32 protein-coding genes and 1 tRNA gene are annotated in these 17,901 nt (G+C 63.3%); all 33 read left to right on the forward strand.

The window, feature by feature from the left end; genetic code table 11:
- Positions 1 to 48: 48 nt before the first annotated feature.
- The 33 genes from EHW12_RS17530 to EHW12_RS17675 all read left to right on the forward strand — a co-directional run bounded on the left by EHW12_RS17530 (position 49) and on the right by EHW12_RS17675 (position 17,899).
- Positions 49 to 276: a hypothetical protein gene (locus tag EHW12_RS17530; RefSeq protein WP_125051284.1), complete on the forward strand. Its 228-nt coding sequence runs from the start codon at positions 49 to 51 to the stop codon at positions 274 to 276.
- Positions 273 to 815, forward strand: a complete 543-nt coding sequence (locus EHW12_RS17535) for a hypothetical protein (RefSeq protein WP_125051286.1) — start codon at positions 273 to 275, stop codon at positions 813 to 815. The genes EHW12_RS17530 and EHW12_RS17535 overlap by 4 nt, the downstream gene beginning before the upstream one ends.
- Positions 812 to 1,135: a hypothetical protein gene (locus tag EHW12_RS17540; protein ID WP_125051288.1), complete on the forward strand. Its 324-nt coding sequence runs from the start codon at positions 812 to 814 to the stop codon at positions 1,133 to 1,135. Before EHW12_RS17535 ends, EHW12_RS17540 begins: the two co-directional genes overlap by 4 nt.
- Positions 1,132 to 1,443, forward strand: coding sequence for a hypothetical protein (locus EHW12_RS17545; RefSeq protein ID WP_125051290.1), 312 nt, complete (start codon positions 1,132 to 1,134; stop codon positions 1,441 to 1,443). The genes EHW12_RS17540 and EHW12_RS17545 overlap by 4 nt, the downstream gene beginning before the upstream one ends.
- A gap of 48 nt (positions 1,444 to 1,491) precedes the next feature.
- The gene (locus tag EHW12_RS17550; RefSeq protein WP_125051292.1) at positions 1,492 to 2,436 is read left to right on the forward strand and encodes a hypothetical protein; all 945 of its coding nucleotides are present in this window, start codon (positions 1,492 to 1,494) and stop codon (positions 2,434 to 2,436) included.
- Positions 2,433 to 3,725: a DnaB-like helicase C-terminal domain-containing protein gene (locus tag EHW12_RS17555; RefSeq protein WP_125051294.1), complete on the forward strand. Its 1,293-nt coding sequence runs from the start codon at positions 2,433 to 2,435 to the stop codon at positions 3,723 to 3,725. Before EHW12_RS17550 ends, EHW12_RS17555 begins: the two co-directional genes overlap by 4 nt.
- 35 nt (positions 3,726 to 3,760) lie before the next feature.
- On the forward strand, positions 3,761 to 4,462 hold the full coding sequence (locus EHW12_RS17560) for a hypothetical protein (RefSeq protein ID WP_125051296.1): 702 nt from the start codon (positions 3,761 to 3,763) through the stop codon (positions 4,460 to 4,462).
- Positions 4,463 to 4,664: 202 nt separating this feature from the next.
- On the forward strand, positions 4,665 to 5,006 hold the full coding sequence (locus EHW12_RS17565) for a DUF6221 family protein (protein WP_125051298.1): 342 nt from the start codon (positions 4,665 to 4,667) through the stop codon (positions 5,004 to 5,006).
- A 30-nt stretch (positions 5,007 to 5,036) separates the two neighbouring features.
- On the forward strand, positions 5,037 to 5,162 hold the full coding sequence (locus tag EHW12_RS35890) for a hypothetical protein (protein WP_277426202.1): 126 nt from the start codon (positions 5,037 to 5,039) through the stop codon (positions 5,160 to 5,162).
- Complete coding sequence (locus EHW12_RS35895) at positions 5,159 to 5,287, forward strand: hypothetical protein (RefSeq protein WP_265153801.1); 129 nt, start codon at positions 5,159 to 5,161, stop codon at positions 5,285 to 5,287. The genes EHW12_RS35890 and EHW12_RS35895 overlap by 4 nt, the downstream gene beginning before the upstream one ends.
- Positions 5,288 to 5,786: 499 nt before the next feature.
- Positions 5,787 to 5,993: a hypothetical protein gene (locus EHW12_RS17570; protein WP_125051300.1), complete on the forward strand. Its 207-nt coding sequence runs from the start codon at positions 5,787 to 5,789 to the stop codon at positions 5,991 to 5,993.
- Between the two features lie 116 nt (positions 5,994 to 6,109).
- Positions 6,110 to 6,185, forward strand: a tRNA-His gene (locus EHW12_RS17575).
- A 99-nt stretch (positions 6,186 to 6,284) separates the two neighbouring features.
- The gene (locus tag EHW12_RS17580; protein WP_125051302.1) at positions 6,285 to 6,848 is read left to right on the forward strand and encodes a cutinase family protein; all 564 of its coding nucleotides are present in this window, start codon (positions 6,285 to 6,287) and stop codon (positions 6,846 to 6,848) included.
- A gap of 12 nt (positions 6,849 to 6,860) precedes the next feature.
- Positions 6,861 to 7,040 (forward strand): hypothetical protein, encoded by a 180-nt coding sequence (locus tag EHW12_RS17585; RefSeq protein ID WP_125051304.1) that lies wholly within the window; start codon positions 6,861 to 6,863, stop codon positions 7,038 to 7,040.
- A gap of 61 nt (positions 7,041 to 7,101) precedes the next feature.
- Positions 7,102 to 7,302, forward strand: coding sequence for a hypothetical protein (locus EHW12_RS17590; RefSeq protein WP_125051306.1), 201 nt, complete (start codon positions 7,102 to 7,104; stop codon positions 7,300 to 7,302).
- Positions 7,303 to 7,306: 4 nt separating this feature from the next.
- Complete coding sequence (locus EHW12_RS17595) at positions 7,307 to 7,495, forward strand: hypothetical protein (protein ID WP_125051308.1); 189 nt, start codon at positions 7,307 to 7,309, stop codon at positions 7,493 to 7,495.
- Complete coding sequence (locus tag EHW12_RS17600; RefSeq protein WP_125051310.1) at positions 7,488 to 7,781, forward strand: HNH endonuclease; 294 nt, start codon at positions 7,488 to 7,490, stop codon at positions 7,779 to 7,781. The genes EHW12_RS17595 and EHW12_RS17600 overlap by 8 nt, the downstream gene beginning before the upstream one ends.
- Positions 7,782 to 7,955: 174 nt before the next feature.
- Entirely contained in the window at positions 7,956 to 8,312 is a 357-nt protein-coding gene (locus tag EHW12_RS17605) for a hypothetical protein (protein WP_125051312.1), read from the forward strand.
- Positions 8,309 to 9,883, forward strand: a complete 1,575-nt coding sequence (locus tag EHW12_RS17610; RefSeq protein WP_125051314.1) for a terminase family protein — start codon at positions 8,309 to 8,311, stop codon at positions 9,881 to 9,883. The genes EHW12_RS17605 and EHW12_RS17610 overlap by 4 nt, the downstream gene beginning before the upstream one ends.
- Positions 9,884 to 9,897: 14 nt before the next feature.
- Complete coding sequence (locus EHW12_RS17615) at positions 9,898 to 11,160, forward strand: DUF935 domain-containing protein (protein WP_241198992.1); 1,263 nt, start codon at positions 9,898 to 9,900, stop codon at positions 11,158 to 11,160.
- The gene (locus EHW12_RS17620) at positions 11,157 to 12,470 is read left to right on the forward strand and encodes a head maturation protease, ClpP-related (RefSeq protein ID WP_125051316.1); all 1,314 of its coding nucleotides are present in this window, start codon (positions 11,157 to 11,159) and stop codon (positions 12,468 to 12,470) included. The genes EHW12_RS17615 and EHW12_RS17620 overlap by 4 nt, the downstream gene beginning before the upstream one ends.
- Positions 12,463 to 12,831, forward strand: a complete 369-nt coding sequence (locus EHW12_RS17625; RefSeq protein ID WP_125051318.1) for a DUF2190 family protein — start codon at positions 12,463 to 12,465, stop codon at positions 12,829 to 12,831. The genes EHW12_RS17620 and EHW12_RS17625 overlap by 8 nt, the downstream gene beginning before the upstream one ends.
- Positions 12,832 to 12,847: 16 nt before the next feature.
- Positions 12,848 to 13,762, forward strand: coding sequence for a hypothetical protein (locus tag EHW12_RS17630; protein ID WP_125051320.1), 915 nt, complete (start codon positions 12,848 to 12,850; stop codon positions 13,760 to 13,762).
- Between the two features lies 1 nt (position 13,763).
- Positions 13,764 to 14,090 carry a hypothetical protein gene (locus EHW12_RS17635; protein ID WP_125051322.1) on the forward strand — a complete coding sequence of 109 codons (327 nt, stop codon included), beginning with the start codon at positions 13,764 to 13,766 and terminating at the stop codon, positions 14,088 to 14,090.
- A 15-nt stretch (positions 14,091 to 14,105) separates the two neighbouring features.
- Complete coding sequence (locus EHW12_RS17640) at positions 14,106 to 14,477, forward strand: hypothetical protein (RefSeq protein ID WP_125051323.1); 372 nt, start codon at positions 14,106 to 14,108, stop codon at positions 14,475 to 14,477.
- Positions 14,464 to 14,793 (forward strand): hypothetical protein, encoded by a 330-nt coding sequence (locus tag EHW12_RS17645; protein WP_125051325.1) that lies wholly within the window; start codon positions 14,464 to 14,466, stop codon positions 14,791 to 14,793. Before EHW12_RS17640 ends, EHW12_RS17645 begins: the two co-directional genes overlap by 14 nt.
- Positions 14,790 to 15,038, forward strand: coding sequence for a hypothetical protein (locus tag EHW12_RS17650; RefSeq protein ID WP_125051327.1), 249 nt, complete (start codon positions 14,790 to 14,792; stop codon positions 15,036 to 15,038). The genes EHW12_RS17645 and EHW12_RS17650 overlap by 4 nt, the downstream gene beginning before the upstream one ends.
- The gene (locus EHW12_RS17655; RefSeq protein WP_125051329.1) at positions 15,035 to 15,439 is read left to right on the forward strand and encodes a hypothetical protein; all 405 of its coding nucleotides are present in this window, start codon (positions 15,035 to 15,037) and stop codon (positions 15,437 to 15,439) included. The genes EHW12_RS17650 and EHW12_RS17655 overlap by 4 nt, the downstream gene beginning before the upstream one ends.
- Before the next feature lie 44 nt (positions 15,440 to 15,483).
- Complete coding sequence (locus EHW12_RS17660) at positions 15,484 to 16,320, forward strand: Ig domain-containing protein (RefSeq protein ID WP_125051331.1); 837 nt, start codon at positions 15,484 to 15,486, stop codon at positions 16,318 to 16,320.
- Between the two features lie 89 nt (positions 16,321 to 16,409).
- Positions 16,410 to 16,571 carry a hypothetical protein gene (locus EHW12_RS34645; RefSeq protein ID WP_164490586.1) on the forward strand — a complete coding sequence of 54 codons (162 nt, stop codon included), beginning with the start codon at positions 16,410 to 16,412 and terminating at the stop codon, positions 16,569 to 16,571.
- Complete coding sequence (locus EHW12_RS17665) at positions 16,568 to 16,882, forward strand: hypothetical protein (protein WP_125051333.1); 315 nt, start codon at positions 16,568 to 16,570, stop codon at positions 16,880 to 16,882. Before EHW12_RS34645 ends, EHW12_RS17665 begins: the two co-directional genes overlap by 4 nt.
- Complete coding sequence (locus EHW12_RS17670; RefSeq protein WP_125051334.1) at positions 16,866 to 17,492, forward strand: hypothetical protein; 627 nt, start codon at positions 16,866 to 16,868, stop codon at positions 17,490 to 17,492. The genes EHW12_RS17665 and EHW12_RS17670 overlap by 17 nt, the downstream gene beginning before the upstream one ends.
- Before the next feature lie 5 nt (positions 17,493 to 17,497).
- The gene (locus EHW12_RS17675; RefSeq protein ID WP_125051336.1) at positions 17,498 to 17,899 is read left to right on the forward strand and encodes a hypothetical protein; all 402 of its coding nucleotides are present in this window, start codon (positions 17,498 to 17,500) and stop codon (positions 17,897 to 17,899) included.
- Positions 17,900 to 17,901: the final 2 nt, after the last annotated feature.

Here is a 17,901-nt window from a genome sequence, read left to right on the forward strand (position 1 = left end):
GACTGACTTCCGCCGCTTCTGCCGAGACTCCGACAGGTGGGCGGATCGATGAGAGCCAAGGTCGAGAAGTGCACGCGGTGCCGTCGCCGCATGCGAGCGATGGACGGTTGGAACGTCACGATGCGGGGCGGCATCCCGGTCGAATTGCTCTGTCCCACTTGCCAAACACCGGAAGAAAACGCAGAAGCCGTCATCAACGAGGCAACCCTCGTCTACGGCCGCACACCAAACGGACGAGCCATCGCTCGCCCCAAGACCTCGGAGGATTCGCTATGACCACCAACGCCGTGAACATCGACGACATCAAGGAAACCGTTCAGGCTCTCGTGAAGTCCGCTGTCGAATCCACAGGCCTCGCACTGACCCCGGATGTCAAAGGCGACCTCGACGGTATGACCGAGAAGGCTGTGATGCTGATGGGTTTGGGGGTCTCGGCTGATGATGCGAACGAGTTGATCGTCGATCACATCACGAACCTTGCCGACCGGATCCGTTTCGAAGCGTCGGTGGACTACTCGAACCCGCTGCCACCGCCGGTCGGGTTCGAAGGAACCGAAGTCGGGCAGTGGGAACTCGCCCTCATGCCGGCACGCCGGATCGAGCGGTACTGGTACCGCGACTTCTCACCCGAGAACCTGCGTGATGTCGGCGTTTACGTTTCAGTCACCGAGACGCTGGACGAGAACAATCGGATCGTTCGAGGGGAGCCCTCGGTCCGTATCGATGCCGAGTATGCGGATCTGTCGCCGGATGAGGCCCGTGAGGTCGCTGCGCGGATCGTGGCAGCCTCCGACGCCGTGTCGGTGCAGCCGTGACCGCACTGGACGAGTCGTTGCCGTGGCCGCCGCCCGATGCGCGGGCTGAGCAGATCCGAGAGTTGCGGCGCGAGAACGGGAAACTGCTGGCGATCGTTGCGGGGGTCGGCTCTGATGCTGGCCCCCGCAAGGGGCAGGACCGTCGGCGTCACGCAATCGAAATCTTGCAGGCGATCGGTAAGGCCGACGACGACCGTCATATCGCGCACTACGTGCGATTGGGACGTCAGTACGGGCTCACGTTCTCCACCATCGCAACGCTTCTCGGCAAATCTGTGGACGAGGTTCAGGAGCTTCTCGGGAGGACTGATGGCGCATGAGTGCATATGTGTGGCAGCCGGTTCCAACGCTCGGTCCGTGGATCGACATACCTGGAGACTCTGCCCGCGCAAACGACCTGATGCGCCGCAACTGGGAGTTGATCGACCAGATCGCGGGGATCGTCAACGGGTGCGCCGGCCAGGTCACGCCCGAGGACGAAGAACTGACGAACGAACTTTGGGAAGAGTCGTTGGACATCGAGCGCAAGTACGCCGAACTTCTCGCCGCCGAGAACGCGGAGTATCACCGCGCTACGCATGTCGCGTATTTCGGCGAGAACTACGAACAGGTTTTGGGGTGGGCATAACGACGCTCGATGTCGGCCACCCGCTGGAGACGAACATGAGGGGTCACTGTGGAGCCAGGAGAGTTCATCTCCGTCACGCCGGAGATGGTGAGGCGGCTCGGCAGTGCAAACGCCGCACTCGTCTGGTCTCGCATCCAGTTCGTCTGCCAGATCCCGGGCGAAGGACGTGTTGAAGATGAGTCCGGCCGGTGGTGGCGAGTGAGTGTGAACACTCTGTCAGAGGAAACCGGGCTGTCCGTGAAGATGGTGCGGACGGCTCTGACGGGACTCGAAAACGGGGCCCACATCGAGCTCGAGAAGCACCGAATTCTCGGCGGAGGCGATCAAACCGTGTCTTACCGCGCAACGCTCTCACCTGCCATTAGCCCTGAGGGGCAAATCGAATTGCCCTCTCCGGCAAATGGCAGGTCAAGCATTTGTCCTCAGGGGCAAATCCATTTGCCCTCAGGGGCAAATCTTTCCTTTATAGAAGAAGTAAAAGATATAAACCCTGACGCACACGTCAGGGCCGACGTTCTCGAGGTCTGCGAACTGCTCGCCAAACTGATGATCTCCAACGGTTGCCGCAAGCCCACGATCTCGGCGAAATGGAATAACGACATCCGGCTTCTGCTCGACAAGGACTGCGTGCCACTTGCCACCGTCCTTGCGGTCACCGAGTGGTCGCAACAGAGCGACTTCTGGAAAGCGAACATCCAGTCCCCGGCCAAGCTCCGCGCCAAGTTCGACACCCTCCGGCTCCAAATGCAACGAGACGGTGTTCAGCTCCCCGCTACGCCGTCAGGCATCGAGGATTGGCTCCGCGACTGCTGGACGAAGTACGACACCCAATCCGTCGAAACCAGATCCGGACTCAGATTCGATCCACCGGACATCCCCGCCGATGTGACCGACGTCCGCGAGTTCAACCTCATGGCACGAAGGCAGTGGATCACCGAATACCGACAAGTCATCACCACCCGAATCCTCGCGAAGGAGGCACCGCCCGCATGAACATCACCGGACCCAGCTTCGACACCGAAGAAGAACTCCTCGACGCACCCGATGAGGAAGCTACCGTCATCGCTGCGCTGCTCTCGCTCACCTCTCGGCACCTACTCCCGGACCTGCTCGCCAAGATCCAGCCAGCGGACTTCTACGACGTTCACCTCGGCATGATTTGGGAGGCTGCACAAGCCATCCATCGCGACGGGCGCCTGGTTTCCAAGCGGGCACTCCTCGCCCAGAAGGACACACCCGCGATTCGGGGCCGAATCACGCGGCTTGCCGGTGAGCCGGTGCGCGACGGCGAGATCCATCGCGCAGTCGCAGCGCTCAAGGACATGGCCAACCGCCGTCACCTCCTGGAAGCACTCAAGCGGGCCGCGGAACACACCTCGCTGGGGGCGAACTACTCCGAGTCCCTGCATTTCGCCTCAGAGCAAATCTCCGCGCTTACCCAAGGATCTATCCCGGAGGACACCCGAACGTTCGCTGACGCCGTCGACGCATGGCAGGAATGGGTCACCGCACCAAAGGAGTCGGTGCACACGATCCCCACGCCGTGGAATGACGTCAACGACATGCTCGCCGGCGGACTACACCCCGGGCGCTCGTACGTCATCGGCGGCCGACCCGGCGAAGGCAAGTCGATCGCACTACTCAACTTCGCCACCTACGCCGCCGAACTCGGGCATCCCGCAATCATCTTCTCCGTCGAGATGGGAGAAACCGAAGTCGTCTCACGCATCCTCGCCTCCGGCGCCCACGCCGAATACGGGCAGGTCACCAAACGCAACCTCGACGACTACAACTACTCGCAGATCCAGGAGTACAAGACCACTCACCGCGATATGCCGCTGACGTTGGTCGACAAATCCGACATCACCATCGACTCCATCGCCGCCCGGTGCCGAACCATCAAACGCACCCAAGGCTTGGACGTCATCGTCGTCGACTACCTGCAACTACTCAAGGAATCGGACAGCAAACAGCCCCGTGAACGGCAGGTCGCGCAGATCAGCCGCGCCCTGAAAATCCTTGCTCGCGAGCTTGACTGCGCCGTCATTGTCGCCTGCCAACTCAACCGCAACGCCGCCAACGCGGACCGCAAACCCGCACTGTCCGAACTACGCGAGAGCGGCAGCATCGAACAGGACGCCGACGTGGTGATCCTGCTGCACCACGAACTCATCAACAACACACCCACCGGCGAAGTCGAACTCGTCATCGCCAAAAACCGCACCGGCCGACTCGGATCCGTACTCCTGCCCTGGCGCGCACACCAAGCACGCCTCGGCTGACCACCCACACCGCCGACAAACGTCAGGAACGCGAAATGCCGGAACACTTCCATCTGCCGACGAACGAGCGGCAGGACCTCGTCAAGATCCTGGCAGAGATGCCGGAGTTGGTGGAGAACCTCGCTCGATGCATGACCATCGGGATCCGGGCACAAACCTTCGAACCGAAAGTCAGCACCGGCGAAAAACCTCAACCACTGCCATTCGCTGCCGGCGCCGACGAAGTCGCCGAAGACCTACGACGCGAGCTGATGCGATGGGTGAAATGGCTGTGCGAAGTCCGCCGAATCACGCACCCCCGCTTCGACATCCTGCCCATGGCCCGCTTCCTCAACCAACACATCCTGATCCTCGCCACCACCCCAGGATCGGAAACCGCGTACACGTCGATCGCAGCGAAAGTGAAAGCAGCGCAACGCTGCGCGGGCAGACGACCCACCACCACCACCGTGCACGTCGTCGATGTCGCACAAGCCCGCAACCAGGAACTCAACGCCAACGGCTGCGCGATCCTCGCCCGAGAAATCGGAGTCGAAGGACTGACCAGGACAAGGATCAACAACCTCAAACGACTCGGCCACATCGAACCGCTCCGATACGCCGGAAAGTTCCCGATCTACCGACTCGGCGACGTTCTCGACGCACACGAAACCGTCATCACCTGGAAGCGGCACACCGACGGACAACTGATCGACTTAACCAATCAATCATCCGAGACTGAAAAGAGTATCCAATGATCTGATACGCTGAGCGCGTTGTGCGGGCAGTGTCGAAATCGACCGCCCGCACATCCGCTTTCAGTAGAGCGCGTGCACAGAACAGGCACGAACGGCAACCGTCCGGAAGTTAAACACCCTTGCCTTCCTGCGACCGGAATGTCTGTGACTTTGAACAACAAGTACTTGAAAAGCTCAGCGATCGTGTAGCAAACTCAGCCGCGTGAAAGAGTTAGCGAAGTTCCTCAACGATCGCCTGGATGCAGACGCGGAAGCCGCTCCTCACTACACACGCTGCAGTTCCGCGAGGTGCGAGAACTGCTCACACGGACCGCTGCCCTGCGATTGCGGCGTACCGGAACGAACCGCCCTCGACATCCTGGCCAAACGCATGATCATCGACAATTGCATAGCAATCATCGACAATCACGTCTCCGGAGACTTCGCTGCGCATCACCTTGCCGAAGACACGCTCACCGCACTGGCGGCCTCGTACGCCGACCACCCCGACTATCGCAGTGACTGGATGCTTACCGTCCCGGACCAGGCCGAACCCAAACTCTAGCTAAATCCTTAGATCTGGTAATAATGGCCTGTGAACAGCCAGACGATCGCCTCCGCAACCCCTGACCAGAAGCTTCTCATCGCTGCAGCCCTCGTGAACGGGTACCCAACACCGATTCGAGATCTCCGCCAGCAGGAGGAATCGGCAGCAGTATGACGGAAGAAGAAGTCCGCGAGACGATCCGCGCTCGCGCCGCCCAAGCAGTCGGCCCCGACCTCGATGAGCGCTGGATCGAACTGATCAACAACGTCATCCGCAACAAAGCCCCTGACACGAACTAGCGTCACCTCGTCCAGGGGCGCGCCTGGATCTGTCGACGCACCAGCCGTACATCACCGGCCGCGTGCTCCAGAAATCAACGCGCACACAATTCGCTCGAATTCAGCGAGTGGCGAGACCGGTCATTCACCCAGAAACACCGGCCCCGCCACCCACGCACTCTACTCACACCGTCGCGACGCCCATTCGCGAATCAATCCATCGAAACGCAGGTAGCGCACCGACGGTGACCACCGGTTCCGTTCGCTTTGTTCCGTGCCGGAATCTGGCTGCCGGAAGGACAGTCGTTGTGATCGTGGTACACGTCCGGGTCAGACGGATTCGTTGAGTGATACGCCGAAACCTTCATTTCAAAGCCTCCTATTGCGGCGTGCACACCCATATGCGCACGTCGCAATAGGTTATTGCCGACCGATTGGTTTGTCTGGCAAATCAAGACTTCCCCCTGAAACAAAATCACAAGGGGCGAGGCCCGGGACGGGCACGAAAGTGAGGAGCGAGATGCCATCCGAGAAGTTCTACGACAGCGCCGTTGCGGTCGAAGGCGATGCCAACACACCGATTATCACCGTCGCCTGGGCGCTGCCTGGGAAAAGTGCACATCCGGGACCACAAATCAACGGCACCACGTTCGACCGGTCAGCACTCAACCGAATGATCCGCACACTCCGCAAAGCCCGCGATCAAGTCTTCGGCATAGACGACTGATCCACGTCCTCGCTCTCAGTGAGGTACGCGGCGACTCGCAGATCAGCCTCGCCGCAACAACTGAATAAACAACTCAATAGTGACCTCGGCAGCCGGCGCACGGTCCGAGGTGCAATTCCCTCGTAGCTCAAAGGCAGAGCTGCCCGCCATGATCGGGTGAAAGTGCTGGTTCGAATCCAGTCGAGGGAACCAACAGGCGGGACTTCGAGTCCACCTCTCCGCCACGGCTTACCCGCCGCTGAGCGAACCTGCCTGAGCTGCAGGTATTCACAACTTCACATCGGGGGTGTCATGCGCTCACTCGCCCTGCTCGCCGTTCTCGCCTGCTGCGTTATCGGCCCAGTCCTCACGCCTGCTGATGCGAGCGCCCGCACCGTGATCGTCGTCGACGGCACGGGACGATCCGGAGCGGCACTGCTCGCTCGCGAGATCCAGCCCGGCGACACCGTGACCTCGATCGACTATCCGGCAACGGTCCTGTGGCCGAGCTACGACCAGTCGGTGCAAGCCGGAACCCAGGCACTACGAGCGGAACTCGCCGACGCACCCGACGGGACACTCGTCATCGGCTACTCGCAGGGCGCCCGCATCGTCGGCGATGTCCTCGCCGAACCACAGCCAGCCGATGTGTCCGGGGTCGTGTACTCCGATCCACGCCAAACAGGTTCGGGGATCGAAACTCAGATCGCACTTCCCGGGGTCCTCGGCGCCACGATGTCGGGCGAGCGCAGCGCATTCACTGTGCCAGTCGAATCGAAGTGCATCCCAACAGATGGCGTCTGCGACTGGGACAACGCAGACCAGCTCGGATCTGTCGTCGGCTACCTGCGCAATCACACCCGCTACTTCAACTAACCGGAGGATCGCATGTCTGCACCCGTGCCCCCAACCCACATCGATCTGCGCGAATTCAAGTTCTCGGGCGTAGAGGCGAAAGAGCCCAACGCATTCCAGCGGATGCACAAGCGCGGTTACCCGGTTGGCGCCATCGCCGAGTTCTTCCGCTGCACTGTCGCAACGGTGCGCCACGATCTGGCACTGCCGTGATCCTCGACCTGATCGAAGCGATCCGAATCGTATGGGCGCTGATCGAGTTCTGGGTGATCTGATGGAGTTCCCATACGAAGGCGACCTGCTCGCGGTCTTCGAAGGCGTGGCACTCCCCCGAGTCATCCAAGAAGGCCTCGACTACATCAGCCCCTTCCTCGGCAAACCGAGCATTCAGGTGCAGATCGACGAGGTCCTCGACTACGCCTGGTGGTCGCGTCGAATGATGCAGCGAGAGCAGAGATGCCCAGCCTCGCGTTGATCAAGTGGGCGATCGTCAACACCTTGCGGATGTGGAGGTCCTGATGTGCCCGAGTCTCGAAGACATGTTGTTCGACGCCCGGAACCTGCTCACGAAGGCCCGTGTCATGTACGACTACGACGCGGTCATCTTCTACTCGAAGCGAGTTGAGTCGTTGAAGGCTCAGATCGCATCAGGCGGCAAGCATGAGTAGTGCGGGACGTTCGGGGCATCGTTGGCGCAAGATCCGAGCGAACCATCGAGCGATGTGTCAGGCGAGGAACGCTCCGTGCTGGCTGTGCGGACAACAGATCGACTATGACGCACCAGCGAACGCGACCGAGTCGTACGAAGCTGATCACTACTTCTCGGTGAGCACTCACCCGCAACTCGCCAACGACCCCGAGAACCTGCGCCCGTCGCACTCCGGATGCAACCGCAGCCGTGGCAACAAGGCAGCAGACACCGACACCTGGGTCCAATCAGAAGCATGGGACTGAAAAGCCCCTGACCTGCACTTACGTGGCAGATTCGGCATAACTGCAGGTCAGAGCCATAAAATCCGGACCCCCCACCCCACGGACACTCCGCCGGTTCCGTTCAATCTCCCCCTGGGCTCACAGGGGGTTGCGCGCACGCACGCACGCGCACGCGGATGTAGGGAGGGGGCCTCCGTGAACGACCCTGACGATGCGCTCGACCTCGGTGTGAGTGAAGCAACCGAGAAGGCCATCGCCGCCGCCTCCGGCCATCTGACCGACATGGACGCCGGCGCGCTCCAAACCTTGCGCGCTCTCGCCCGCAAAATCGACACCGAGCAGGAACTCCGCGACCGCGCCCTCGAATGGGCCGATTCGCATGACGCGAAACCGCCTGCCGTCGACAACGTCTCGATTCCGACGTACCTGAAGTACTGCGAGTCGCTCGGTCTCACGCCGATAGGCCGCAAGGCGCTCGGAGAAAAGAAGCAGGCCAAGGGCAAACTCGGCGAACTTCGCAGTCTGAACGGCGGCAAGGGCCAGAGCGCATGAGCAAGCCAACGCTCTACGGCAGCGAATTGCCGAGGATCTTCACCCCGCCGCTGCGCGAGTTGACGCCCGAGACCTCGCACGGGTTCGCGTGCATCCGCTTCGCCGAGGAGATCGTCGGAATCACGCTGCTGCCCTGGCAGAAATGGCTACTGATCCACGCGCTCGAATTGCGCCCTGACGGACTGTACCGGTTCCGGACCGTGCTCGTTCTCGTTGCGCGCCAGAACGGCAAGACGCTCGTGATGATGATCCTGGCGCTCTGGCACATCTACGTCCAAGGCTCCCGCACCGTCATCGGCACAGCCCAGGATTTGACCAACGCAGAGAAGGCGTGGGGCGAAGCAGTCGAGATGGCGCAGGGCGTCGAGGAACTCGAAGCCGAGATCGCGCACGTCGTGCAAACGAACGGCAAGAAATCGTTGCTCCTCGAATCCGGGGAACAGTACCGAGTCGCCGCGGCCTCGCGTCGTGGGGCTCGCGGGTTCACCGGTGATCTCGTACTGCTCGACGAGTTGCGTGAGCATCAGAACTGGGATGCCTGGGGCGCGTCGACGAAGACGACACTCGCTCGGCCGAAGGCGCAGGTGTGGGGATTCTCCAACGCCGGTGACGCGCTGTCGATCGTGTTGCGCTACTTGCGCGCTCTCGCGCATCAGGCGCTCGGGTGGCCCGATGGCAACGAGGACGAATCCGCCCTCGGCATGGCCGAGGATCTCTCCGAGGAAGATCTCGAAGACGGAGACTCGCTCGGACTCTTCGAGTGGTCCGCCCCGCCGAACGCTGCACGCAACGACCGCAAGGGCTGGGCATGGGCGAACCCGTCGATGGGATACACGATCACCGAGCGCGCCATCGCATCCGCGATGCGTACCGACCCGATCTCGGTGTTCCTCGTCGAGGTGCTGTGCCGGTGGATCTCGACCGCCGAGGCAGGTCCGTTCCCCGAGGGAAAGTGGATCGGGACACAGGACAACACGGCGAGGATTGCCCTCGCATCCAAACGTGTTCTGGCAATCGATGTTTCGTGGGATCGAACTACGACGTACATCGCCCGAGGCGGCAAGGATCGCGAAGGCTGCTCCGTCGTCGACATCGCAGCCCAGCGGCCCGGGACCGACTGGGTGGTGCCGTGGCTGATCAAACATCGCCGGCGCTACGACGCGTTCACCTTGCAGACCAACGGCGCCCCGGCGTCGTCGCTGCGGGATGTGATCAAGAATGCCAAGCTCCCTGACGGGTCGGATGCGAATCTGCCACTCGTCGAGTTGGCCGGCGCGGATCTCGTGCGCGCCACTGGCATCGCGTTCGACGCGGTCGACAAGAAACTCGTCAAACACCTGCAACACCAGGGACTCGACCTTGCGGCCGCGACGGCGCGACCGAAGGCACTGGGCGACTCGTGGGTCATCGACCGAAGGAACTCCCCCGTAGACGCCGCGCCTCTGATCGCGTTCTTCTACGTGCTCTGGCTCCTCGAACAAGAACTCGAGGAAACACCCGACCAACTACCCATCCAGGCTCCACCGCTTCAGCGGGAGGAACTGGACGAAGTAATGACCGCTGGATTCTGAGAAGGAGGTGGCTGGTGGACGCTCTGAAACTACCTGTGGGCGAAGGCGTGACGCCATGGATCAACAAGGCCGCCACGACAAGCCCGACCGCCGAAATCGGCTACGTCTCCGACGAAGGTGGCTACTGGGCAGTCGACCTCGAGGAAACCCCCGAGCTTCGCTGGCCCCAGGCCGGTGAGGTCTACGAGCGAATGTCTCGGCAAGACAGTCAGGTTCGATCAGTGTTGCAAGCGGTGACACTGCCGGTGCGGCGCACGAAGGCCCGACTCGAACCGAACGGTGCCCGGCCCGAGGTCGTCGCACTGGTTGCCGAGGATCTGCGACTGCCGGTGGTCGGGTCGGACGCTCCGCCTGCCGGTCGTGCGCGAGGTCGGTTCTCGTTCAAAGAGCACCTTCGACTGGCCTTGCTGCAAGCGAAGTTCGGGCACATGTTCTTCGAACAGAACTACCGCATCGACGACGCCGGTATGACGCGGCTCCGCAAACTCGCTCCGCGGATGCCGAGGACGATCTCGGAAATCACCACCGCCCGCGACGGCGGACTGATCTCGATCGAGCAGAGCGGGACGGACAAGCCGATCCCGGTCAGCCAGCTCGTCGCCTACGTCCTCGACGGCGACCCCGGAGACTGGCGCGGAAACTCGCTGCTGCGTTCGGCGTACAAGAACTGGCTCCTCAAGGACCGGTTGCTGCGGACACAAGCACAGGTGGTCGACCGCAACGGCCTCGGCGTTCCCGTCTACGAAGCTGGCCCGAAGGACTCCCAAGAACAGTTGGTCGAGGGCGAGAAGATCGCCCGATCCTACCGATCCGGGGACGTCTCAGGTGCGGCCACACCGTACGGCGCGAAACTCCGATTGGCTGCACCCGAGGGCAACCTGCCCGACGCACAAGGACCGATCAACTATCACGACGACCAGATCGCGAAATCCGTTCTCGCACACTTCCTCAACCTCGGGCGACAGACCGGATCGTGGGCACTGGGTACGACTTTCGCGGACTTCTTCGTCTTCTCGCTGCAGGCGCTCGCCGACTCGGTCTGCGAGACCTTCAATCAGCACGTCGTCGAAGACCTCGTCGATCTGAACTGGGGCGAGGACGAACCGGCCCCACTGGTCGTGTTCGACGAGATCGGCTCGCAATACGCCGCCGTCGCCGAGGCCCTCAAACTCCTCGTCGAGGCCGGACTGCTCGAACCCGATGACGCGGTCAAAGCCGCAGTGCGCCAGGCATACAGCCTGCCGACGAAGACCACATCCGAAGGAGGTTCCGAGTGAACCGAAACGAACGCCGGATGCGCGCCAGCGCTCGTCCGGACAAACACGACTGGTACCAGATCCGGAACGCCGCCGAGGAAGACGAAGGCCCCGCCGAGATCCTGATCTACGACGAAATCGGCTACGGCTGGTACGGCGGCGTCAGCGCCCAGAACTTCGCCAAGGAACTCGGCGCGATCTCCGCCGACGAAATCACCGTGCGCCTGAACTCGCCCGGCGGTGACGTCTACGACGGCATCGCGATTCTCAACGCGCTCCGCTCGCACAAAGCCCGCGTCACGGTCTACGTCGACGGGCTCGCCGCGTCCGCCGCAAGTTTCATCGCCATGGCCGGCGACGAGGTCGTCATGCGCCGCAACAGCGAAATGATGATTCACGACGCCTCATGCTTCGGCATCGGCAACGCGGGCGAGATGCGCAAGGTCGCAGACGATCTCGATCGCGTCAGCAACAACATCGCATCCATCTACGCCGAGCGTGCCGGTGGGACCACCGACGAGTGGCGCGAGATCATGCTCGCCGAAACCTGGTACTCCGCACAAGAAGCCGTCGACGCCGGGCTCGCCAATCGCGTCGACGCCAAAGCCGAAACCGAGGAAGACGACAAAGCTGCGAATAATTCGTTCGACCTGTCGATCTTCAACTACGCCGGTCGCCGTGAAGCGCCGGCGCCCCCACAGATCGTCCGTCACGAAGACCGTGCCGGATCTCGCCCGAGCGCATCGCATCGGGCGCCCACAACCCCAGCCGCACGCTCGGTCGGGTCTACACGAAAAGGAGGCTCGACAGTGGCACTGACACTGACTGACGAGCAGGAAACCTCCGTCCTCGAGGCCCTCGGGCTCGAGGAGGGTGCCACCGCCGACGACGTCGTGACGGCGGTCGAAGAACTTGCCACCGCACCCGAGGAAGGCGGATCCGAATCGGAGAACGCTACCACCGGTGCGACCACGGCTCGTCTGCCCGAGGGCGTCGTCGCCGTCGATGCAGACCAGTTCGCCGCACTGCAGGCACAGGCAGCGCGAGGCGCGGCTGCGGCAGAGCGCCAGGAATCCGAGGACCGCACCCGTCTCGTCGACGACGCGATCCGCGCCGGCAAGTTCCCGACCGCCAAGCGCGAGCACTGGCTCAACTACCTCAAGGCTGATCCGAAGGGCGGCCGCGAGGTGCTGGCATCGCTGGCGGAGGGATTGATCCCGGTCGGCGAATCCATCGGCCACGCACAAGAACACGAAACCACCGTCTCCGACGAGTCGCTCGACGACTTCGCCGCGCAGTTCGGACTCTCGAAGGGAGCACTCCGTGCCTGATTACCTGCCCAAGTTCACCGGCGGTCTGTCCCACCCGACCCGCACCGCGGGCGCGGGCGGTGTCACCGGCGGCCAGATCGTCACAGCGGCCGGTCTCCCCGCCGGCGCCGGTGCTCTCGACTGGGTCGGCATCGCCTCCCAGGACGCGGCAGCCGGTCAGCTGTTCGTCGCCTACAGCGGGGCAGTCCAGTACCCCACCGCTGCAGGTCCCATCGCCCAGGGCGCACGCGTCAAGTGCGCCGCGGGCGGTCAGGTCACGACCTGGGTCTCCGGCACCGATGTGCCCGACGCCCTGGTCGGTACTGCGCTGGAAGCAGCCTTCGGCGCTGGTGTCCAGTTCCCCGTCAAGTTCACACGCTGAGAAAGGAATTGGCCTGATGCCTACCACTTACCCCGACCAGGGGCCGACCATCAACGGTCAGAAGATCACCCTCGATCGACTCATGAACGACCCGGTCCTGCTGTACAGGGTGCTGCGCGACCTCGTCGACGAGCGACTCATCTCCCCGGTCATCCTGTCCGGAAAGGTCGATCTGACCGGTTCCGGGTCCGCGATCTTCGAGACCGGAGAATCGATCTACTCCGACCGCGCCGCCGAGCGTGTCGCTCACATGGGCGAGTACCCGCTCACCGGCGATACCGCCGGACCGATCACGCAGGTATCTGCCGAGAAGTGGGCGCTCGCAACCGAGTTCCCCGACACTCTCGTCTCGCGTGCCCGGATGGATCTGGCTGTCCGCAAGCTGATCAAGCTCGCGAACCGGCTGACCAAGCAGTTCGACGAGGTGTGCCTCTCTGCCGTCGCCTCCGCGGTGACACAGACTCAGGCGGCAGAGGCCGCGTGGAATACCGCCGGTGCGAACCCGTTCCTCGACGCGCTGCTCTCCGGGGCGAAGATCGACGAACTCAACGAAGGATTCGAGGTGAACACGATCGTCGCCCGACCGACGTCGTTCGCTCGTATCCTCGGCGCGGCGAAGATCCTCGACCGGTTGCCCCGCGAAGGCGCTGACGCGCCTGTGCTGACCGGCCGCATGATCTCGATCGCCGGATTCAACATCGTCAAGACCACGAACCTCCCACCGTCTACGGACGTGATGGTTCTCGACTCGACGCAGCTCGGGTCCATCGCCTTCGAAGATCAGGGCGGCGGCTACACCGGCAAGGCCGACGGAGTCCAGACCAAGCGCTTCCGCAAGGAAGAGGCGGACGGCTGGCGCATCCAGGCCCGCAAGGTCGGCGTGCCCATGGTTCAGGAGCCGATGGCGGCTCTGAAGGTGACGGGAGTCTGAGATGGCGAAGCAGTACTTCGGCAAGGCCGCACTGACAGTGGTGCGGCAGAAGAGCAACGGCTCTCGTGTCTACGTGTACGCGGGCCAGCCGGTCGGCGAGGACGTCGACGCTGGTGAGATCGCTCGGCTCGAAGCGGAAGGTTTCATCGAAGCTATCGAGATCCCCGAGACGATCGAGGATTTCGACCTCGACGGCGATGCCGGCGACGGACCGCCCGCCGAGTCGGCGCTCAAGCCCGAGTGGGTCGAGTACGCAGTCAGGCAGGGATACGACCGCGACGAAGCGGAGAAGGCCACCAAGCCGGACCTGATCAAGGCACTGAGCTGACAGTGAGGGGGCGTCATGGCATTCGCAACAACCGATGAGCTGGCCGACGGCTGGCGTCCCCTCAGCGATGCCGAGAAGAACTGGGCAGGAAAGCTGCTCGGTTCGGCGGAGCGATGGATCCGCAAGCATCGACCGGACATCGCCGCCGACGATCCCGACGCCAACGTCGTCGTCCTCTCGGTGGTGCGCAGCGCGCTGGGGCCGGGCGAGCACCTCGGGTTCAGCTCCTTCTCGCGAACCCTCGGGCCCCGCGGCAAGTCGGGCACCCTCACCAATCCGAATGCCGCACTCGTGTGGGAGGACTGGATGAAGGAACTCCTCGGCATCGCCACCTCGGAAATCGCGCTCGGGCACTTCGGGAACGGAGATCGTCGTGAGCGATGGTGAGCGCGTCCACATCCGACCGGGCACGAAACTCGACGCCCGTCAGAAGCGGATCCCCGCAACGGGAACCGCATTCGACATCGACGGATGCGTGATCGAACCGATCGGCAGCGAGGAACTCGGCGAGGTCGGCAGGAGCGGCAAGGTTAGCGGGATCAAGATCTACCCGCCCGGTCCGGTCGAGCGCGCCATCACCTCCGCCGACGTCGTCGACGCCCGCGGGCACGAGTGGCAAATCGAAGGCGATGCGGACCTGTGGATCGACGAAGACCCGGACCTGTCCGGTCCGGTCATCGTGGCGAAGCGGGCGATGGGATGAGCGGCAACAGTTTTCGGCTCAACCGTAAAGGCGTCTCGGAAATCCTCAAGTCGCCCGAGTTCGCGGCCGCAGTCAACGAAGCCGCTCACGGCATTGCCGCCGACATCGGCAACGAGGCCGAGGTGTCCGAATACACCACCGACCGCAAGGCGGCATCGATCTCGGTGCCGGCGCACATGCAGGCCAGCGACGGCGCACTCACCCGTGCCGCCGCTGCCTACGGGTTGGAGGTGAGGGCGAAGTGAAAGCTGCTCGCAGGCCCGCTGATCCGGCGAACCTGCTCGCCGACTTCTACGAGTCGATCATCCCGACTCTGCCTGATCCGATCGCATGCACAGTCGGACTCGGATTGCTCGACGACTGGAAACCGTCGATGCCCCCGCACGTCGGAGTCTTCGACGACAGCGGACCCGGGCGGTGGCCGATTTCCACCAGACCGATCCTCCGCGTCACCGTGTGGGCGATCGACCGCCCGAGCGCACGAGATCTCGCAGGATTGTGCATGGGCCTCGCGCTCGCGCACAAAGTCACCGGTATCGCGAATGTTCGTGAGCCGTCCGGGATCCTCGACGCTGTCGACCCGAAGAACCGGGGCCTGATGGCTTCGTTCACCGTGCGGACCACCGTCCGCACCCTCCCGCTCTAACCCGCCACCACTGTGGCCCGAACCCCTGAAAGGGGTGTTTTGTCATGCCTCCAGTAACCAATGCTGAAGCCTCGCACATCTGGGACGAAGCCGAGGTCTACGTCATCGAGAAGTCCGACCTCATCGCCGCCGGAATCGACATCGAGTCCCTCGTCCCCGAGACGATCGACGCCGAACTCGACCCGCGATGGATCGAAGGATTCGTCGGACTACTCGACGCGGCCGCCGGCATCCCCATCACCCCGGCCATCGAGATCACGCACTACGACGCGTTCGGCCGCGCACGGTACCGCAGCAAGTCCAAGAAGGGCACGGTCACGACCGGCTTCACCGCCTTCGAGGACAACGACGTCACGCGCAAGTTCGTACTCCCCGGATCCCGCAAGGGCAAGGTCGGCGCACCGCGCACGATGCACTTCTACACCTGCTACGTCACCCGTGACGAAGACATCGCCACGCGCATCCTCATCTCCACCGAGCCCGCACTCTTCGAGCTGTCCAGCCACAGCGGCATGGTCGAAGGCGAGCAGGAGGCGTACGAGATCACCGCGCACCACGCCAACGACAACGAGAACGACGTGTTCTTCCTCGTCGACGAGAACACCGGGTCGGACGATCTCACGATCACCACGACCTCGCTGCCCGCCGGTGTGGTCGGCACGGCGTACTCGCAGACCCTCGGCGCCGTCGGCGGCACCGGGGCGAAGACGTGGTCCAAGACCGGCACCCTTCCCGCCGGTCTGACGCTGTCGAACGTCGGTGTGCTCTCCGGTACCCCGACAGCGGCAGGTACCCCGTCGATCACCTTCACGGTCACCGACGCGGCATCGCCGACGCCGAACACCGTCAGCAAGGCGCTCACGGTCACCGTCACCGCCTGATGAACCCCGACCGCCCGCCGGTGTGCAGCCCGGCGGGCGGTCGGTCTCACCTACCGCTGCATAACCCTTTCTGCACAAAGGAGTTCGCCATGGCAACGCACATCTGGCCACACCGTGACCGAGGCCTGTACTTCATCGCCTACCGACTGTTCACCCGCAAGGCCGGGGTGAAACTCGACAGCAGCGGCAACGGCTGGCTACTGACCGCCGGACTGCTCACATTCGGGATCGGAATCGGATGGCTCGCGTGACACGCCGCGTCCCGTCCATGGCCGAGCGCGAAGAGGCTGCGATCCGGCTCGGCAAGCTCAAGCCCGGCGAGAAGATGTCGCCGCAACTGCAAACGCAGATGGCCGCCATCGTGCAGAAGGCACACGATCTCGACGCCGCCGACGCTGAGCGCGAGATCAACTCCGCCGACTTCGCCACGCCCATCGTCACCACCTACGACGCCCTGATCGAGGGCGGACTCCCCGAACATGCTGCCGCACGAGTGGTGGCCGCCATCGCGCCAGCCGTCTGGCGCACCAACCAAGGAGCTGCACATGCCCGCAAACACTGACTTCGACGACTTCGACGACACCGAACCGGAAGCGGTCGATGTTCCCACCGCCGACGAGATCGCTGCGGCGCGAATGATTCTCGCGCAGGCGAAGCTCGTCGACGTCGACGGCGCCGCGGGCATTGCCGAGATCCCTGCCGACCCTCTCGCCGACGAGGCAGAGGAAGCGAGTAGGGACAATGATGAGGAGATCCGGCGGGCGGACGAGGCCGCCGCCCGTGCGGTAGCGCACGAAAGGAAGCCCAAGGGCAACCGCAAACAGCGGCGCTCCGCGGGCAAGATCCCGGACAACGCACCCAAGCCGCAGGACCGCCAGAAGAAGACCGATGCCCGCCGCGCCGAGGCGAATGGCGACGCGGTCATCAAGCTCACCCTGTGGGGCGAGGAGATCGAGATCGATCGCTCGACACTCAGTGAGCGGTGGGACTGGCAGCTCGGCATGATCGAGAAGAACACCCTGCAGATGGTCAAGGGGCTCCTCGGCGAAGGCCTGTTCGTGTGGTTCTGCAAGAGATCTCAGGGTGACGGCAAGACCCCGTATCAGGCTGCGAACGAGTTGATGCAGCTCTTCTCCGACGAGGTCGGCACCGGTGGCGCGGGAAACTCCTAGGCCTCTTGGTCGCCCTGCGAGATCGGGGCGACGACATCGAGGCCGACCTCAAACGGTTTTACGGCGTCGACCTGCGTGACCTCTGGCGGCCCGGTGGCGGTGACTCACAGCTGACCTTGCGTCTGCTGTGGGTCTACATCCGCAGACTGCCGATGGACTCGGCGCTGGCGATCTCCGACAACGGCGGCACCATGCCGTGGACACTCGCCGACCATCTGCTCGCCGACAACTGGCTGATTCACGCTCGGGTGAACGCGCCGAAGAGTAAGCGGCCCAAGGACCATCCGCGCCGCGAAGACCGCAACAAGGCGATCCGAGCGCGCCGCGCCAGCCGCAAGGTCGGCACGTACGAGCGGGCGAAGGCACGCAACCAAGCACTCCTCGCCAAGCGAGCGCACAACAACTAAAT

Origin of the sequence: Rhodococcus sp. NJ-530 (assembly GCF_003860625.1) — a bacterium.
GTDB lineage: Bacteria > Actinomycetota > Actinomycetes > Mycobacteriales > Mycobacteriaceae > Rhodococcus_F > Rhodococcus_F qingshengii.

What these genes read in the sequence shown, in the direction of transcription:
- EHW12_RS17530 (WP_125051284.1), top strand. Translation starts at nt 49, where the DNA reads ATGAGAGCCAAGGTCGAGAAGTGCACGCGGTGCCGTCGCCGCATGCGA.
- EHW12_RS17535 (WP_125051286.1), top strand. Translation starts at nt 273, where the DNA reads ATGACCACCAACGCCGTGAACATCGACGACATCAAGGAAACCGTTCAG.
- EHW12_RS17545 (WP_125051290.1), top strand. Translation starts at nt 1,132, where the DNA reads ATGAGTGCATATGTGTGGCAGCCGGTTCCAACGCTCGGTCCGTGGATC.
- EHW12_RS17555 (WP_125051294.1), top strand. Translation starts at nt 2,433, where the DNA reads ATGAACATCACCGGACCCAGCTTCGACACCGAAGAAGAACTCCTCGAC.
- EHW12_RS17560 (WP_125051296.1), top strand. Translation starts at nt 3,761, where the DNA reads ATGCCGGAACACTTCCATCTGCCGACGAACGAGCGGCAGGACCTCGTC.
- EHW12_RS35895 (WP_265153801.1), top strand. Translation starts at nt 5,159, where the DNA reads ATGACGGAAGAAGAAGTCCGCGAGACGATCCGCGCTCGCGCCGCCCAA.
- EHW12_RS17570 (WP_125051300.1), top strand. Translation starts at nt 5,787, where the DNA reads ATGCCATCCGAGAAGTTCTACGACAGCGCCGTTGCGGTCGAAGGCGAT.
- EHW12_RS17580 (WP_125051302.1), top strand. Translation starts at nt 6,285, where the DNA reads ATGCGCTCACTCGCCCTGCTCGCCGTTCTCGCCTGCTGCGTTATCGGC.
- EHW12_RS17585 (WP_125051304.1), top strand. Translation starts at nt 6,861, where the DNA reads ATGTCTGCACCCGTGCCCCCAACCCACATCGATCTGCGCGAATTCAAG.
- EHW12_RS17590 (WP_125051306.1), top strand. Translation starts at nt 7,102, where the DNA reads ATGGAGTTCCCATACGAAGGCGACCTGCTCGCGGTCTTCGAAGGCGTG.
- EHW12_RS17600 (WP_125051310.1), top strand. Translation starts at nt 7,488, where the DNA reads ATGAGTAGTGCGGGACGTTCGGGGCATCGTTGGCGCAAGATCCGAGCG.
- EHW12_RS17610 (WP_125051314.1), top strand. Translation starts at nt 8,309, where the DNA reads ATGAGCAAGCCAACGCTCTACGGCAGCGAATTGCCGAGGATCTTCACC.
- EHW12_RS17630 (WP_125051320.1), top strand. Translation starts at nt 12,848, where the DNA reads ATGCCTACCACTTACCCCGACCAGGGGCCGACCATCAACGGTCAGAAG.
- EHW12_RS17635 (WP_125051322.1), top strand. Translation starts at nt 13,764, where the DNA reads ATGGCGAAGCAGTACTTCGGCAAGGCCGCACTGACAGTGGTGCGGCAG.
- EHW12_RS17640 (WP_125051323.1), top strand. Translation starts at nt 14,106, where the DNA reads ATGGCATTCGCAACAACCGATGAGCTGGCCGACGGCTGGCGTCCCCTC.
- EHW12_RS17650 (WP_125051327.1), top strand. Translation starts at nt 14,790, where the DNA reads ATGAGCGGCAACAGTTTTCGGCTCAACCGTAAAGGCGTCTCGGAAATC.
- EHW12_RS17660 (WP_125051331.1), top strand. Translation starts at nt 15,484, where the DNA reads ATGCCTCCAGTAACCAATGCTGAAGCCTCGCACATCTGGGACGAAGCC.
- EHW12_RS34645 (WP_164490586.1), top strand. Translation starts at nt 16,410, where the DNA reads ATGGCAACGCACATCTGGCCACACCGTGACCGAGGCCTGTACTTCATC.
- EHW12_RS17670 (WP_125051334.1), top strand. Translation starts at nt 16,866, where the DNA reads ATGCCCGCAAACACTGACTTCGACGACTTCGACGACACCGAACCGGAA.